Source organism: Opitutaceae bacterium, from assembly GCA_041395105.1.
In the GTDB taxonomy this organism is placed as follows: domain Bacteria; phylum Verrucomicrobiota; class Verrucomicrobiia; order Opitutales; family Opitutaceae; genus B12-G4.
Window position 1 is genome coordinate 1,086,194 of the sequence record JAWLBB010000002.1, and the last position, 16,022, is coordinate 1,102,215.

12 protein-coding genes are annotated in these 16,022 nt (G+C 62.5%); 5 read left to right on the forward strand and 7 right to left on the reverse strand.

Annotated elements, in window-relative coordinates; all coding sequences use genetic code 11:
* From R3F07_11280 to R3F07_11295, 4 genes are all read right to left on the reverse strand, one after another.
* The gene (locus R3F07_11280; GenBank protein ID MEZ5276952.1) at window positions 1-666 is read right to left on the reverse strand and encodes a cyclase family protein; all 666 of its coding nucleotides are present in this window, start codon (window positions 664-666) and stop codon (window positions 1-3) included.
* A 71-nt stretch (window positions 667-737) separates the two neighbouring features.
* On the reverse strand, window positions 738-1,754 hold the full coding sequence (locus tag R3F07_11285; GenBank protein ID MEZ5276953.1) for an alcohol dehydrogenase catalytic domain-containing protein: 1,017 nt from the start codon (window positions 1,752-1,754) through the stop codon (window positions 738-740).
* A 321-nt stretch (window positions 1,755-2,075) separates the two neighbouring features.
* Window positions 2,076-3,029, reverse strand: a complete 954-nt coding sequence (locus R3F07_11290; protein ID MEZ5276954.1) for a S8/S53 family peptidase — start codon at window positions 3,027-3,029, stop codon at window positions 2,076-2,078.
* Between the two features lie 12 nt (window positions 3,030-3,041).
* On the reverse strand, window positions 3,042-4,139 hold the full coding sequence (locus R3F07_11295) for a Gfo/Idh/MocA family oxidoreductase (protein MEZ5276955.1): 1,098 nt from the start codon (window positions 4,137-4,139) through the stop codon (window positions 3,042-3,044).
* Between the two features lie 155 nt (window positions 4,140-4,294).
* Here R3F07_11295 and R3F07_11300 point away from each other — a divergent pair, with 155 nt between their 5' ends.
* The 3 genes from R3F07_11300 (at window position 4,295) to R3F07_11310 (ending at window position 9,052) form a co-directional block, all read left to right on the forward strand.
* Complete coding sequence (locus R3F07_11300; protein MEZ5276956.1) at window positions 4,295-6,355, forward strand: sodium:solute symporter; 2,061 nt, start codon at window positions 4,295-4,297, stop codon at window positions 6,353-6,355.
* A gap of 159 nt (window positions 6,356-6,514) precedes the next feature.
* The gene (locus R3F07_11305) at window positions 6,515-8,518 is read left to right on the forward strand and encodes a hypothetical protein (GenBank protein ID MEZ5276957.1); all 2,004 of its coding nucleotides are present in this window, start codon (window positions 6,515-6,517) and stop codon (window positions 8,516-8,518) included.
* Between the two features lie 306 nt (window positions 8,519-8,824).
* Window positions 8,825-9,052, forward strand: coding sequence for a hypothetical protein (locus tag R3F07_11310; protein MEZ5276958.1), 228 nt, complete (start codon window positions 8,825-8,827; stop codon window positions 9,050-9,052).
* A 176-nt stretch (window positions 9,053-9,228) separates the two neighbouring features.
* Here R3F07_11310 and R3F07_11315 read toward each other — a convergent pair whose 3' ends face one another.
* The 3 genes from R3F07_11315 to R3F07_11325 form a co-directional block, all read right to left on the reverse strand.
* On the reverse strand, window positions 9,229-10,491 hold the full coding sequence (locus R3F07_11315; protein ID MEZ5276959.1) for a mandelate racemase/muconate lactonizing enzyme family protein: 1,263 nt from the start codon (window positions 10,489-10,491) through the stop codon (window positions 9,229-9,231).
* A gap of 15 nt (window positions 10,492-10,506) precedes the next feature.
* Window positions 10,507-11,109, reverse strand: a complete 603-nt coding sequence (locus R3F07_11320) for a hypothetical protein (protein MEZ5276960.1) — start codon at window positions 11,107-11,109, stop codon at window positions 10,507-10,509.
* A 79-nt stretch (window positions 11,110-11,188) separates the two neighbouring features.
* Window positions 11,189-13,777, reverse strand: a complete 2,589-nt coding sequence (locus R3F07_11325) for a family 78 glycoside hydrolase catalytic domain (GenBank protein ID MEZ5276961.1) — start codon at window positions 13,775-13,777, stop codon at window positions 11,189-11,191.
* A 105-nt stretch (window positions 13,778-13,882) separates the two neighbouring features.
* Between R3F07_11325 and R3F07_11330 the strand changes: the two genes are divergently transcribed.
* Together R3F07_11330 and R3F07_11335 are read left to right on the forward strand one after the other, a co-directional pair.
* Window positions 13,883-14,668, forward strand: a complete 786-nt coding sequence (locus R3F07_11330) for a glucosamine-6-phosphate deaminase (GenBank protein ID MEZ5276962.1) — start codon at window positions 13,883-13,885, stop codon at window positions 14,666-14,668.
* Window positions 14,669-14,775: 107 nt separating this feature from the next.
* Window positions 14,776-15,888, forward strand: coding sequence for an N-acetylglucosamine-6-phosphate deacetylase (locus R3F07_11335; GenBank protein ID MEZ5276963.1), 1,113 nt, complete (start codon window positions 14,776-14,778; stop codon window positions 15,886-15,888).
* Window positions 15,889-16,022: the final 134 nt, after the last annotated feature.

Below are 16,022 nucleotides of genomic sequence, written 5' to 3' on the forward strand. Positions count from 1 at the left end.
TCAGGCCTCCCCTTTCTTCACGTCTCCGGTCAACGCGACCGCCCTTATCGGGGATCCATCCCGGCCGACAATCTTGAGCGGCAGTCCGATGAAGGTGAAGACGGGAGGCAGTTTCTCCAGATGGGTCAGCGACTCGACAATGACAATCTCGACGCCCTCTTTCAGGAGAATCAGGTGGCACTCCTTCCAGTCGACACTCGGGGTCGGCGTATCCATTCCTAGCATACGAATCCCGCGTCCGGCAATCCAGCGGGCCGCCTCCAGGGTGAGGGTGGGAAAGCCGCTGAAAAACTCCGGCGTCCCAAAGGCCCGGTCCCAACCCGTCCGGTAGATGATGCGGGCCCCCGGTCGGAAAACATCGGCATGTGCCTCGAACATCTCGACCGTCAGGGGCGTCGAGGCCTCGAGGTAGCCCCCTGGAGCCAGGTCGACCAGGTGCGCCTCGCCCACAAAGTGTTCGAGGTCCATCTGCTCGATTGTCTTGCCGTCGTCATAGAAGTGAAAGGGCGCATCGAGATGGGTCCCCTGGTGGGTGGCCATGCTCATCTCGGTCATGTTGTACCCGATCGAAGCGACCGTGTTGTGCACGAGGATGCTGATCTTCGGATCGAAGGGGAAGTTGAGCTGCCCGTGGGCGAGCGGGTGGGTGAGGTCGATGATGGGCATGGGTTTATGGGGGTTGTCTTGTCAGAGTGTGTTGTCTCCCGGGAACCGGAACGACCTGGCTGCGGAACGGATCACGGCACGATGACGGCCTTGGTATCGCCGGGTCCCGGCCTGAGCATGGTGTGAAAGGCATTCACGGAGTTGTCCAGCGGGTAGCGGCTCGTCCACGAGGTCACATCGACCCGGCTGTCCTTCATCAGGGCGATGGCCCCCGCCAGATCCTCCATCTGGGCGCCGTAAGTGCCCAGAACGGATACTTCCGGCAGGGTCACCCGGTAACTGTCGAGCTGGAGACTGTCTTCATGAAGGCCGATCCAGACGGTGGCCCCTCCCGGCCGGCAGGCCTCGACCGACTGACGCTTGGTCACGCCCGCCCCGACCGCATCGATGACAATGTCCGCACCTTCTCCCGAGGTCGCCCGGCGGATGGCCTCCACGGGATCCTCGTCCCGGCTTCGAATGACGCCGGCCGCGCCGAGTCTTCGGGCCACCTCGAGACGGCCCGGATCGAGATCAGCCACCCACACCCGGGAACCGGCCAGGGCGCGGAAAGCCTGCTGCGCCATCAGGCCGATCGGCCCGGCCCCGATCACCAGGACATTCTCGCGGGGTCGTCCCCGGGTCAGCTTCACCATATGGACTCCGTTTCCAAGGGGTTCCGCCAGGCAGGCCGCTTCCGCGGGCAGCTCCTCGGGCCAATCAAGGAGCACTCCGACCGGAGCCGCCACGAATTCCGCAAAGGCCCCGGGCCGGTGCATCCCGAAGATCTGCCGACCGGCACAGAGATGGTCGTCGCCCCGGCGGCAGCGCACACACGCGCCACAGGGAACAAGGGCGTTCACCACCACCCGACGTCCGGTCCACGATGCGTCGACTCCATCGCCGCAGGAATCTACCGTTCCGCAGAATTCGTGGCCAAAAACCAACGGCGGCTTCCTTCGGGTGCTGCGGGTCTTGTAGGACTCGAGCTCGCTTCCGCAGAGACCGCAGGCCGCCACCCGGACAAGGACCTCTCCGGCCCCGGGAGCCGGTCTTGGCAGATCCGCCAGTACGAGTGACTCAAAATCGGGATAAAGGAGAGCTTTCATTTTCGTAGTTATGGAGGTTTGCGGGTCGATCGGGTGCCCATCCTTGACCTTGACGTTTCATAAATCTTGGGAATTTGCCCACGAATCTGCACCAATCATCACGAATGAATGCGGATGCAATCGTCGATTCGCGTCGATTCGTGCAGATTCGTGGGCAGAAAAAACAATCGCTTGTTACCTTCATCTTCCAGGGGGAGCTCTAATCTGGAATCTTTCCTCTACTTATGGTCTACGAATTTCTGATTTGTCGCATCTCAGGTAATCTATCATCGAGTGATGGATACGGTTTTTAGAGACGATGAGGTTGAGATGCCGACTCCATCAACGGGGCTCGTCGAGAATGTGATCGACTGCGGCCTTCAGGTCCAGCTCACGATAGCTCCGTCCGGTCACCGGGTCGGAGACATTCCTTCCGGTCCGGCAGAAGACCTCGAGGATGGCTTCCGGAAGGGTCGGGCCAAGACTTCGCCAATCGAAATTCACCGTTTCGATCGCCTCCCGAAGGACCATCGAACTCGCGGCCGCGAATGCGTTGGCGGATGAGGTCGCCTCGGCGGCGACCAGGAGATCGGTCCCCGGGCCACGATCGAGGTGGACGGTGCCCGGCTGGCCGGGAACCGTCGCGCCGATCCCGAAGCAGTCCGGCTGGCAGGCCGGCCAGGAAACCCCCCGGGCGAAATCATGATTGCCGCACGGGGCGCCGACCCAGACACCGGCCGTCCGCAATGATGCCAGCACCTCGTCAATTTCCGTGGGCACCAGCCGATCATGGGCCTCATCGTCGAGCACCGACAGATTCACCGCTGTGATCCTGAGCCGCTCCCGGTGATCGAGCACCCAGCGCAACGCCGCGCCAATCGAGGGGGATTCACTCCGCCCCTGCAGGTGAACGACCGAAACGCATCTCACCTGGGCAACATGATTGTTGCAGGCGATCCCGCAGACTCCGTCGAGGTTCAACGACGACGGATAACCGACCGAGGTGCCGTGATAACCCGGCGGAACCGGAGAAGGATCATCGCTGCCCTCAATGCTGTCGTAGCCGGCGACGACCTTGGGACCCCAGGGGAAACGGACACACCAGGCTGGATCCCCCAGGTCACATCCGTCATCGAGAATCGCCAGGCATTGGCCCTTTCCCCAGGTCAACCTACCCTGATAAGCCTTCCATGTCTCCCCTACCCGGATCTGAGCGAAGCAGACCGGATGATAGGGTATCTCCGGATGAGCGAGGCCCACCTCCCGACCGACCTCACCCTGCTGCGCCGGGTCCACGAATCACCCTCTTCAGGCCGTTGCGCCCGGCAACCGGGTCCGGCCACCGTTCATGCCATCGTAAAACGGATCGCCCGGAACGATCGACCGTCGCCCGACCGACCCGCCGGTAAAGACGGATTTGTAGAGAGAACTGATGAAGTCGATCAACTCGCGCGCACCCGGTCCGCTCGTCAAGGGACGCCTTCCCGCTTCCCGGTCATCAAGGATGGCCCCCAACTGGATGCCATGACTGACCGGCGCATCCTCCGGCCACCGGTTCAATGCGGTCATCCCCTCGGACTCGGCCTGCCCCGGTGCCGGAGTAATCCGCCAGTTCGACTTGGAGAAAGCATAAAGATGACTCAATTCGATCGTCGCCTTCTGCAGATCAAGACGCAGGTAGGATTCCTCCCGCGGGCAGAGGATGCTGTTGATGATCGAACCCATCGCGCCGTTGGAAAAACGGACGATCGCCATCGAGGTGTCCTCGACCTCGATCCTCCGGTCAAGCGTGCCGGCCATGGCGTGAACCTCGGTCCACTCACCCATCAGTTCGAGAAACTGATCCATTGCGTGGATACCGTGACCCATGGTCGGACCACCCAATTCCGACTTCCAGGTTCCACGCCAGGGCACTTCGTAGTAGCCGTGATCCCGATACCAGACGGTATTGCAGATGCCGACCAGGGGGCGCCCGAGAAGACCGGAGTCGATGACCGCCTTGATGTGGCGGTTCGAGGGTGCGTAACGCATCTGAAAAACCGACGCGCAATAACGCCCGGTCCGTCGCTCGGCGTCCTCGATCCGGTCCAGCTCTGCGAGCGAGGCGCAGAGCGGCTTCTCGCACAGGACCCAGGCGCCGGCTTCAAGGCTGCGGATGGCCAGCTCGCAATGGAATTTCGGTGGAACGGCGATCTGCACGAGGTCGGGCTTTTCCGCCGCCAGCATCGCGTCGAAATCGTCGTGGCAGCGCCCGATGTCGAAGCGTTCACAAAAGGCCTTTCCCTTCTCCCGATCAACGTCCATCGCCGCCACCAGATCCAGCCGATCCGCCTCGCTCCGCGCCGCATTCACATGGGAATTCGCGATCGAGCCGGTACCGACCAGAACACACTTCAATTTTGACATGATGAAAGAGGGGGGAACCGACCCCGGAGATCCTCGAATTGGATGAGCGCAGCCCCCGATCTGACAATCCCCAAGAATTCGGGATTCGCCGAAAACGTGCGATCCCATCAATGTGCCTTGAAATTCCGGGCCGTTCGACCCTCAATTCCCAACTCATGGCCACACCCCTATCCCGAGCCTGCGCCCTGCCGCTGTTATTCATTGTTCTTGGCTTTCTCACCCATGCCAACGGCCAGGTCGCCCTGAGCAGCCTACCGGTGACCGCCGGAGAAGCGCAGGAACTCGCCGTGGCTCCTCCCAAGGCGCTTCTGCCGGAACTCACCGGTGATGCAGCCGGATTGAAACCGTTCAGCCAGCTTGAACACTTTGGTTCCCTCTGGTTGCTCGCCGAAACCCCCGGAGGCGACCAGCTCTGGCTGCGGCACAACGAGGACGGCTGGCAGCGCAGATCGAGCCCGCCCGCCCGACTGAGCCATCTGCAACCGGGAGGGCAGGCCCACGTGCTCGCGCTTGCCGTCGATGAAAGCGGCAACGCCTCGTTCTACACCTATCATACCGTCACGAATACCTGGGCGAATATCGGACGTGTGGATTTCAAGGGGACCTTGCAGGACGTGCGCAATGCCAGGGACGGCTTCCTCATCACCTCCCGCGATGATGCCGGAACGGAATTCCACACCCATTGCGCGGTAGCCCTGAACAAGCGTCTGCTGAAGCCCATTGATTGGGCGTTGATCACCTTCTATCTGTGTTTCACCGCCGTCATCGGCTTTTACTACTACCGCAAGGACAAGAAAAGCAAAGACAACGCCGACTTCTTTCTCGGTGGCCGCAACATCCCCTGGTGGGCCGCCGGTGTCAGTCTTTATGCCACCGGCACGAGTGCAATCAGCTACATCGCGACTCCCGCGTATTCGTTCGGTAAAGACTGGCTTCTCCTTGCCAACAATGTGGTCGGCATGGTCGGCACCATCTTTGTCGCCATCTGGATCGTTCCGCTCATCCGTCGGCTCAGTCTCATGTCGGTGTATCACTACCTCGAGATGCGGTTCCATCCCCATATCCGCGTGCTGGCCTCGGCCCTCGCCATCGTGCTGCAGCTCGGCGGCCGCATGAGCATCGTGCTCTACCTTCCCTCGCTCGCCATGTCGGCCGTGACCGGCATCAACGTTACGCAGGCCATTCTCATCATGGGCGTCGTGACCATTCTCTACACGGCACTGGGCGGCATGAAGGCCGTCATCTGGACCGATTTCATCCAGGTGGTGGTGATGTTGGGCGGCGCCTTTGTCGCCTTCGGCTACATCGCCACCCACGTCGACGGCGGGATAGGCCAGATGTTTCACATCGCCATTGAGGATGGCAAGATGCGGACCTTCAATTGGGACTTCAACCTGACCCAGGCCACCGTCTGGGGCTTCCTCATGCTGAATATCCTCGGGGTCCTCGTATATCCGCAGGATCAGGTGATGATGCAGCGGGTGCTTTCGACCAAGTCGGACAAGGCGGCGGGTCGGTCGGTCTGGACTCTCGCCGCCATCGTGGTGCCGGGTAACCTGGCCTTCTTCAGCATCGGCACCGCGCTCTACGTGTTCTACAAGCAACATCCCTCCCATCTGAACCCGATGCTCAGCGTGGATTCGACCTTCCCGCAGTTCATTGCGGCCGAGCTGCCCGCGGGGGTGACCGGGCTCATCATCGCCGGCATATTCGCCGCATCCATGTCCACCCTCTCCAGTTGCATCAACAGCGTGGCCACCCTCGTTTCGGTTGATTTCTACGAACGCTACGCGAAACACGCGACCGCCATCAAAAGCCTCGCCCTGGCCGAGGTGACCACGGTGGTCGGCGGCTGCATCGGCATCGGCACCGCCCTGCTTCTCGCCACCGCCAACATTCAGTCGGCCCTCGAAACATCCTTTGCTCTGGGCGGCCTGCTTGGTGGCGGGTTCGCGGGATGTTATGCGCTCGGCATGTTCACCAAGAGGGCCAACTGGCAGGGGGCCATGATCGGCGTGGCTGCAAGCATCGTGATCACCCTCACCGCGTGGTCCTACAACGCCGTCCATCCGGTCTTCTACATTCTCATCGCCAACCTGACCACGATTGTCATCGGATATCTTGCCAGTCTGTTCTTCCCCGCCCCCCAGCAATCACTCCTCGGACTGACCGTCTACACCCCGCGCAAGGAGCCGATCATCCTGGGGGCCGGTTGATGCTGCGGATGGCACTAACCCGGCTACGACCGTCCGTTTCCTGCCCGTTCATTTGTCAAGTGTAGCCGCCCCAGTCTCTTGGGGCGCACCAACGTGGACTCGCGGCACGAGACTGCCGCGGCTACATCTCTTGATTCCCCCTGAACAACCCTTTCTTTGATGAATCCTTCCATCCTGTTCCCGCTTGATCCAGGGCAACGCAGGCAGCGCCTCGCCGAGATCCATCGGATCATCGCGTCACCGACCGGGGCCGGGATCTGGGCAGAGATCCGGGCGGCGGCCGAAGACGAACGCGACAAGCCTCCCTACCTCGTCGACTCCGTCTTTCCAGATCGCGACGCCTACAGCGCGGAACTCAGAGGGATGGACTACACGCTCTGCCGGGCCATCGGTCGCCGCATCCTCCGGCACGCCCTTCTCTTCCTGATTGAGGAAGACTCGCGCTGGATCGAGGCCGCCCTCCGTCAAAGCGACGTCCTTTTCGACGATCGCGAGTATCCGGCCTGGAACCATTTTGCCCGGATGGCCGAACCCCGGTTCGATGTGCATCTGAGGACCGGCATGCTGGCCAAGGACGTCGGCCTGATGCTCAACTGGCTGCGACCGCATCTGGATCCCACTCAAACCCGGAGCCTTGTGGCCGGACTCGAAAAGCGGGCGATCAACCCGTTCCTCGAAGCGGTCGCGGGCGATCCCTGGTGGATCGAAGTGAACAACAACTGGCTGACCTGCATTGTGGGTGGCCTCGGCATCTGCGGGATGGCCCTGGAGGGGATCCATCCGGAAGCACGCAACCTGGTCGACCTCGCCGACCCGTTGATGGAACGCCATCTCGAAGACTTCGGTCCCGAAGGAGAGTTCAACGAGGGACTCGGTTACGCCGGCGCCATCGGGCTCGTCATCGATTACTTTGCCGCCCGGCTTGGCTGGTCGACCTCGCGTCCCAACCGTCTCGCCCAGCCTCCCTTTCCGGCGATCGCCCGCTTCTTCATCTACATGACCGTGCCGCCGGGTCACCTCTTCGCCTTCGGCGACGGACACGCCCGCGCCCCGCTCAAGGCAGACTGGATGGCAGCCCTCGCCGCCGCCACGCAGGACCCGGTCATCCAGGACTACCACCTGGCCCACCGATCCGTCCAGGCCGATCCCCTGCAGCTGCTCTTCCTCGATCCCGGTCTCCAGCCGGTATCTCCCGCCGGCCGGCTGCCGCTGGGCCGGGCCTATCACGGCCAGGGCGCCTGTATTTCCAGTCGGAGCTCCTGGGATTGGAGGCGGACCGCCTCGGTCGTCGGAAGCAAGGCGCGGCGGGAGGACAACCACGAGCACAACGATCCGGGCCAGGTGGTGATCGACGGCGAGGGGCTGCCCCTGATTGTCGATTGGGGAACGCCCACCACGACCTACCCTGCCGGCTTCTTCACGAAAGACCGGTTTCGCTACTTCGACACCCAGGCCTTCGGTCACAATATCCCGGTTTTCGGAGGGCGCGACATGAAGTCCTGCTATGTGCTTCATCCCCACTACACCGAGGGCCCGCTCCATGGGAAAAGAGCACTGCTCGCCCAGGGCAGGGTGCTCTCCTCAGCCTTCGACGACAACTGGGGAGGTATCTGGAAATTGGATACGACAGAGGCCTGGAGCGGCGTCCGCTCCTGCCTGCGCACTGTCCTGCATGTCCTCCCCGGCTTTGTCGTCGTGCTCGACGAAGCCCGCCTGGACGAGCCGGAGTCGATCTCCCTGCGCTGGAACACCGCAGTGGAGCCGACCCCGGTCGGGGACGACGGATTCCTGCTTCAGCACGAGACCGTGGGTCTGGCCGCCCGGGTCCTGAATCTGCAGGAAGGTTCCTCCCATCACCGGATCGGCAATCAAAACTACCGGGAGCCGTGGAACAAGGACCAGTTTGGCGGGATCCTTCCCGACCGGATATGCCCGTATTTCGAGCTTCTGACCCACAGCGATTCCTGCCGCTTCCTGACCCTCTTTGCCGTTCAACCCGGTCCCCGGGCCCGTATCTGGAACCGGGAGGATCAGGCGGATATCGGCACGATCGGCCCGGACCGGCTGGAGGTCACCGTGACCGATTCAGGAGTCCACATTCATTCCTCAACGCACGCACGGGGCTGGAGGATGCCTTTCGACGGGGGTCCGGATTCGAACTGATCCCAGCGTCCGGCAGCGGTCACCGGCGATCGCCCATCGCAGGGATTGCGCTTCATGGCGCATCTGACAGGAATGGCACTAACCCAAGGGGTATTCAGGAGGGATCACGAGATGTAGCCGCGGCAGTCTCTTGCCGCGTATCCACGTTGACACGCCCCAAGAGACTGGGGCGACTACACCAGACAAATACACCAACAAGAAATGCCGGTTCTGAGCCAAAGAATCTGCTTATCTTGGTGCCATTCGCATCTGACAGTAAACGGTTCGACTCGATGATCCACCGGTCGCAGTCGCATTCCGTCACCCATGCCATCGCAACCCGCACCCAAGGTCCGAAGTGTCCTGACCTGGCTGGTCGCCGTCCTCATGAAGGTGTTTTCCGCATCGATCCTGAAACGCACGGGTGACCGATCCGCCCTCCGGTGGAACACAATGCTTCTCGGCGGATTGATCGCGGCCTACTCTCTGATCAACCCCGGGAGTCCCGTCATCCTCATCCTCTGCCTGAGTTTCCTTCAGAGGTTCATCACCTAGCTCCAGTTCACCACCGTCAACGATCGCCTTCCGTCGGCTCACGCCGCAAGATGGGACGTCGATCAGCAATTTCCGGGCACGCGACGACGATCAACCCGCCGTCAACACCGCCGAAGCCACCCTCCGCGCTCGCGGAAACTGACGCCCGCTCCTCCCCGGTCGGCCGGGATCCCGAATCACTTGGCGGCCGATTGACTCGATCGATAACCGCCCCGCTTCGGATCAAAGAGGTCCGGGTTGAGCCTGACTCCCAGGCCCGATCCCTTGGGCAAGGCCATCTGGCCATCCCGAATCACGGGCTGCTCATCAATCAAGTCCCTGTAGACCGTCGCGATCTGGGCCCGCACCGTCTCCTGAAAACAGCAACCCGGTACCGCCGCATTCACATGGATCCCCGCCATCAGGGTGAGCGGCCCGGTGCAATCATGCAGGGTGACCGGAACATTGAATCCCTGGGCCAGATGGGCAAGGCGGACCGATTCTGAAATGCCCCCGACCCAGGTCGGATCGATCATCACGTAGTCGGCCCCGCGTTTGATCAGCAGCTCAAGGAAATCCGCCCGGGACAGGAGCATCTCGCTGGCGGATACCGGAACCGGACACTTGGCCCGGAAGTTGGCCAATGTTTCGATGTTGTCTGTCTTGAGAATGTCTTCGATCCAGAGTGGTTCGATCTCCTTGAGTGCTTCCGCTATCCGGATGGCCGCGGGCAACATGAAGAAGCCGTGCCCGTCCACCATGATCTCGAGCTTGGATCCGACCGCGCTGCGGATACGACGCATCGGCTCAAGCGCCGTCTCGATGAAGGCCCGGCTGATCCGCATGCCGCCATCCTGGTGGGCGGCCGCGTCAAAGGCCCAGGTCTTGAATGCGGTGTAGCCGGACTCGATCAGGTCATGAGCGAGCTCTTCCGGATGGTGGAAGAAATTGTAGCAGTCCTGCAGAGGTCCCGCTTGACCGACCGAGCCGTAGCCGGGCCAGGTCTGGACACCGTCCCGACGGGATCCGTATCCGGGATGCCCCAGGCTGTTGTAAACAGCCACACTGTTGCGGACCGGCCCGCCGAGCAGCCGGTATATCGGCTGCCGGGTGATCTGACCCAGAATATCCCAGAGCGCCAGATCCACCGCTGAGAGCGCCCGGAGCTCCGCTCCGCGCACACCGAAGTTGGCCGCCCGTTCGTAGAGAAAGCGCCAGTGGGACTCGATGGCCTGGGCATCGCCGCCGAGGAGTCGGGCGGCCATCCAGTCATGCAGCATCGCGGCCACCGCATGCGGCGCATAATAGGTCTCCCCATGACCGATCAAACCGGTGTCCGTGTGGATGCGGACGAGCAGGAGGTTGGGCATCAGATCCCCCGGGATCGATGTTTCGATCTTTACGATGCGGTGGGCGCAGTCATCCAGGGGCACCGCAGGGAGATAGGGTTTGGGGGTCATTCCATGAATCTTTCTCTAGAATCGAATCAACGCCTGAAGGGTCAGGACACCTTTGGTCAGATCGCCGATGGGCGGTATCAGGGACATCCGCAGATTCACCGGAAAATCGAAGGTGGTCTCCAAATAGGGAACCAAGAAAGGCGTGAGGTACCAACTCCCTTTATCCATGAGGTTGTCCTCGTGAATCAACCCCACCTGAAAGCCGAGATCGATCGGGCCGGCCAGTTTGTTCTGCAGCGCAACCCCGAAGGCATAGCCCGGTTCACTGAAAGAGTCGGAGTAGAAATCCACCGACAGCGAGACGACCGCACCGTTTAGGATCCTGCTCTCGCTGCCCAATCGTCCGAGATCATAGCCGGCCCCGAGTCCCCAGTTTACCTCGTTCAGATCATTGGAGCTCCCGCCAAAATGAGAGGATAGTCCATTGAGGTGGAGGGTGAAGCGCTCGCGAAACGGATCCTTGATCGCCTCGTATTGAAATGCCCGGAGCGGCGCGGTCGTCGCGGCAAAGCCCAGGAAGAGAGCCAGCCACGCAAATATCTTCGATCCGCTGATGGTTCGAAGACAATCCGGGTAGAAGGACCCGCTGAACAGGCATTGAAGGGGCACCGGAGCCATGCAATTTCCCGCGATTGAATCCGCCGACCGGATCCCCGTCCAGCGGCAATTCAGGCACCTTGCCTCCCGGGCCTGCGGATCACTCACCGCCCGGGACCAGACGCTCAAACCGGTGTCGGCCGCCACCGACCACGATCGGACCATCGCCTTCGTCAAGGGATTGTCCCGGAAGATCCACGACCGCCTCGGTATTGGACGGAACCTCAAAAAGGAAACGGATGCGTTCCCCGTCCCGCTCCCAACGCGAGAGAATCCGGCCCCGAACCGAGTCGTAGGTCACTTCGACCCATTCGAGATCGCCACCCGGACGAGGCGCGAGACGAAAGCGTGAAAAACCGGGATGCCTCTCGTCGACCTGGATGCCCCCCATCCAGCGGTAGAGAAAGACCGCCATCGATCCGAGGGCCACGTGGTTGAACGAATTCATCCCGGGATTCTGGAAGCCGACATCCGGTTTCCAGGCATCCCACCGCTCCCAGACCGTGGTCGCTCCGCTCCGCACCATGAAGCGCAACGACGGACAATCCGGGCGGTTCATCAGCCCATAGGCCAGATCCACCCGGCCCGCCTCGCTCAGCACTTCGAGGAGATGGGCCGAGCCGACAATCCCGGTATCCAGGGCCCCCGAGTTCGCCTCCAGCAACTCGATCAGTCGTCGCTGGTACAAGCTCCTTTCCGCATCGGTGATCTCTCCGAACCGCAGGGCGAGAACATACGCGGTCTGGGTGTCCGAACTCAGTCGATCCCCACGGATGAACTCCCGCCGAAAGGCTTCCCCCACCCGTCGCCTGACATCGGCATGGAACTCCGCCCGCCCCGCTTTCCCGAGAACCCCCGCCATCTTTTCCATCAGTCGCGCGCACTCCACCCAGTAGACCGTGGCGACGAGGACCTTGTCCGTCTCCGGCCCGAGACAAACCCAGTCCCCGTAATTCCCGTTGAGGCGATTCCGTCGCACGCCATCGGGATTGGCCCGCCCGATGTAATCCATCCAGCGCTCCATCGAATCATAATGCAGCGCCATCGTCTCTACATCACCATACATCTGGTAGAGCAGCCACGGGATGATGATGAAGGCATCGCCCCAGACCGGCGCCGCGTCGAGAAACGTCGAGATGCGCGGCCCGACCTCCGGGAGCCCGCCCTCCATCGATTGGCCATCGGCGAGGTCGGTCAGGAACTTCCGGAAGAAACCCGCACACTCCATGTTGTAGCAGGCCAGCGGGGCGAACAGCTGGGCGTCCCCCGTCCACCCGAGTCGTTCATCGCGCTGCGGACAGTCGGTCGGAACACAGACGAAGTTGCTGCGCTGGCCCCAGAGCGTCATCTCCCAAACCCGGTTCAATTCCGGATCGGACGATCGAAACCCGCCCGTCACCGGGAGATCGCTGTGCACGACCTGCGCGGCAAAATCGCCCGCCTTCGGCTCCCCGGCCAGACCGTCCACCTTGAGGTAACGGAATCCGTGCAGACTGAAGGAAGGTTCGTAAACGACCGGGTCGGCATCCTTAGGACGTATCCGATCGACCTGGACAGCGTCGCGCAGATTCTCCGTGTAGAGTTCACCTGCTTCGTCGAGCACTTCACCATGGCGAAAGGTAATCTCGCCTCCCGGCAGGCCATTCACCTTCGCCCGGACCCATCCGGTCAGGTTCTGACCGAAATCAACCAGCCATCCGTCGCCCGAACGCGTCACCGACCGCGCCGATACCTCCCCCGTCCTGCGAAGCGGCGGGGACGACGAGATCCGAAGTCCGACCTCGTCCCGTGCCTCAGTCGTCACCGGCACCCAGCCTGAAGGATCGCATCCACTGCGGTCCCAACCGACTCTCTCGCACGAGGGATCATAGATTTCCCCCTGCATCAGGTCGGAACTCTCGACGGGACCCGGCGCCGCCAGCCATTCACCGTCGGTCAGAATGGACCGCCGAAGACCATCCGCGCCGTCCATCTCCAGTTGACCCAGCAGCCAGGGAAGCTTCCCGTAATGGAACCGCTGGGCGAAGAACCCGATGGAACCCGCATACCATCCTCCGCTCAGGATGACGGCGAGAGTGTTGCGGCCGGATTGGAGTTGTTCGGTCAGGTCATAGGTCTGGTAGAACTGCCTGCTCCGGTAATCGCTCCAATCCGGGGTGATGGCCAGATCGCCGATCGGCCGGCCGTTGACCCGCAACTGGTAAAGCCCACGGGCCGTCAGATACAACCTCGCCCCGAGGGGCCGGCCCTCCAGGAGGAACTCCCGGCGAAGGTAAATCGTCCATCCCTCGAGCTTTCGCCCTTCCGGAGGTGGTGCCGTCACCCAGCGGGCCTGCCAATCGGATGGCTCAAGCAGTCCCATCTCCCAGACCGCCAGTTCGCTCCATTCGGAGACCTCATCGTCCCCGTTCCAGACCCGCACCTGCCACCAGCAACGCTGCCTCGAGCGAAGCGTTTGGCCGGCATAACGGATCAGGTGGGACTCGGACGAAGGCACCCGTCCGCTGTTCCAGAGGACGACCTCTGTCTTCCGGCCGATCGACGCCGGATCGCCGTAGACCTTGACCTGCCAGGCGGTCTGTCGCTCTCCCGCCTTCCCGGAATCGATCAGCCAACTCAGGCGGGGACACCGGTTCTCGATGCCCAAAGGGTTCCGGAAGTATTCGCAGCGAAGTCCATGGGGTCTCATAAGCAAGGGGCAGTCTGGCGGTTTTCCGTTGAAAAGGCGGCGGATAACCAAATGGTTACCTGTCTGGCCCCTTCCGGCAAGACCGGGTGTGCCCGACCTGAAAAAATGAGCCACACGACCGAAGAATCCTACCAGGTGGATGCCCTCAAGGTCCGCCGTTTTCCGACCACCGAGAATCTGGCGACCGCCGCCGCCGATGACGCCGCCAATGTCCTCAAGGACGCGATCCACCAACGAGGCCGCGCCCGCGCCATCATCGCGACCGGCAATTCCCAGGATGTTTTCCTTGAATGCCTGACCCGTCTTCAGGGAATCGACTGGAGCAAGGTCGAACTCTTCCACATGGACGAGTACCTCGGCATGTCGATGGACCACCCCGCCTCTTTCCGCCGCTACCTCAGGGAGCGCGTCTTCAATGTGGTCAATCCGGCCGCCTCCCACTACCTCGAAGGCGATGCCCTCGAACCCCTCAAGGCCATCCGTGCCTACGCGGAGGCACTCGCGGCCGCGCCCGTCGACCTCTGCTGTCTCGGCATCGGGGAAAACGGCCATATCGCCTTCAATGACCCTGAAGTCGCCGATTTCGACGACCCGGAGCCGATCAAGATCGTCAAACTGGACGAAAAGTGCCGCCTCCAGCAGGTCGGGGAAGGTCACTTTCCCAACCTCCACGCCGTCCCCGCCTACGCCATAACCGTGACGGTTCCCACCCTCTGCAAGGTCGGCCGGATGGTCGCAGTCGTCCCCGAACGCCGCAAGGCCGAGGCGGTCAAGGCCGCCCTGGAGGGCCCGATCGAAACCGCCTGCCCGGCCAGCCACCTGCGCCGCCAGCCCCACGCCACCCTCTACCTCGATGCCGACTCGGCGAGCCTGCTCAGTCCGCGGACCTGAGTTGAGGCGAGAGCCCTTACCCCCTTCCGTTCCTTCCGTTCCTTGCTTGTCCCGGCGCATCATCGAAGAGCCGGAAGCGAAGCGGGTGTGAAAAACCCTTCCTCACCATGGCCACCTCCGTCGACGCCCTTGATCACCGCACCGGCTCCCCGGTTCGCCTGACCCACGCCGACGGCATCATCCAGTCGATCGATGCGATCGATGCCCCGGGGCATCCCCTGCCCCGGTTGATGCCCCCACTGGTCGACATCCAGGTCAACGGCTACGCGGGTATCGACTTCCAGAACGACACCACCGGTCGGGCCAACCTTGAGATCGCCGCGCGGGGACTGGCTGAAGCGGCCTGCAGCCGTTTTCTGCTCACCCTGGTGACCGACCGGTTCGACCGGATGCTGGCCCGCCTCGAACGCTACCGCCAGGCCCGGCTTGAATCCCCGCTCCTTGCCCGTCGGATCGCCGGCTGGCACCTTGAAGGCCCCTTCATGAGCCCGATCCCCGGGTTCGCCGGCGCCCATCCCGCCGAGCACATGATCGCACCCACACCCGAGCGGATCCGTGCCATCCGTGAACACGCCGGAAGCGATCCCGTCCTTCTGACCATCGCCCCGGAATGGCCGGAGGCCCCGGACGCCATCCGGCAGGCCCGTTCCCTCGGGATGAAAGTCTGGCTCGGGCACACCGATGCCACGGCCGCTCAACTGGCTGCCGCCGTCAAAGCCGGGGCCGAAGGCTTCACCCATCTCAGCAACGGCTGCCCCGCCGAATTGCACCGGCATGACAATATTGTCTTCCGGGTCATGGAAGAAACCGGACTTCGCGCGAGTCTGATCCCGGATCGGATTCACGTGTCCCCGCTGCTTTTTCGCATTCTGCATCAGGTTCTCGGGCCCGACCGGATCGCCTACACGACGGACTGCATTTCGGCGGCCGGAGCCGGACCCGGGACCTACCGCCTGGGCCGCCTGACCCTCGAAGTCGGCAAAGACGGCATCGTGCGCGAGCCAGGAAAGCCCAATTACGCCGGCTCCAGCCTCGCCCCGCTGGAGGGCGTCCGCCGCGCCGCCGCCATGCTGGGGAAACCCCTGCACGAAGTCTGGGGCTTCTTCTCCGATCAACCCGCCCGCTTCATCGACCTGCCGCTGTCCATCCAGCCTGGATCCCCCGCCGAGTTCTGCCTCCTCGCCCCGGACGGGACGGTCAGCTTGTCTGGATTTGGGTGACTGAGCACGGCAGCACGGTCCTTTCCAGATCGTTCCGAGCCCGACCGGAATGGGCGAAGGTGCCCCCTTTCTTCCAGTCCCAACAAAGGGATGGGGAAAAACTTTCCTTTCCAGATCCGCTTATCTGAGGCAAA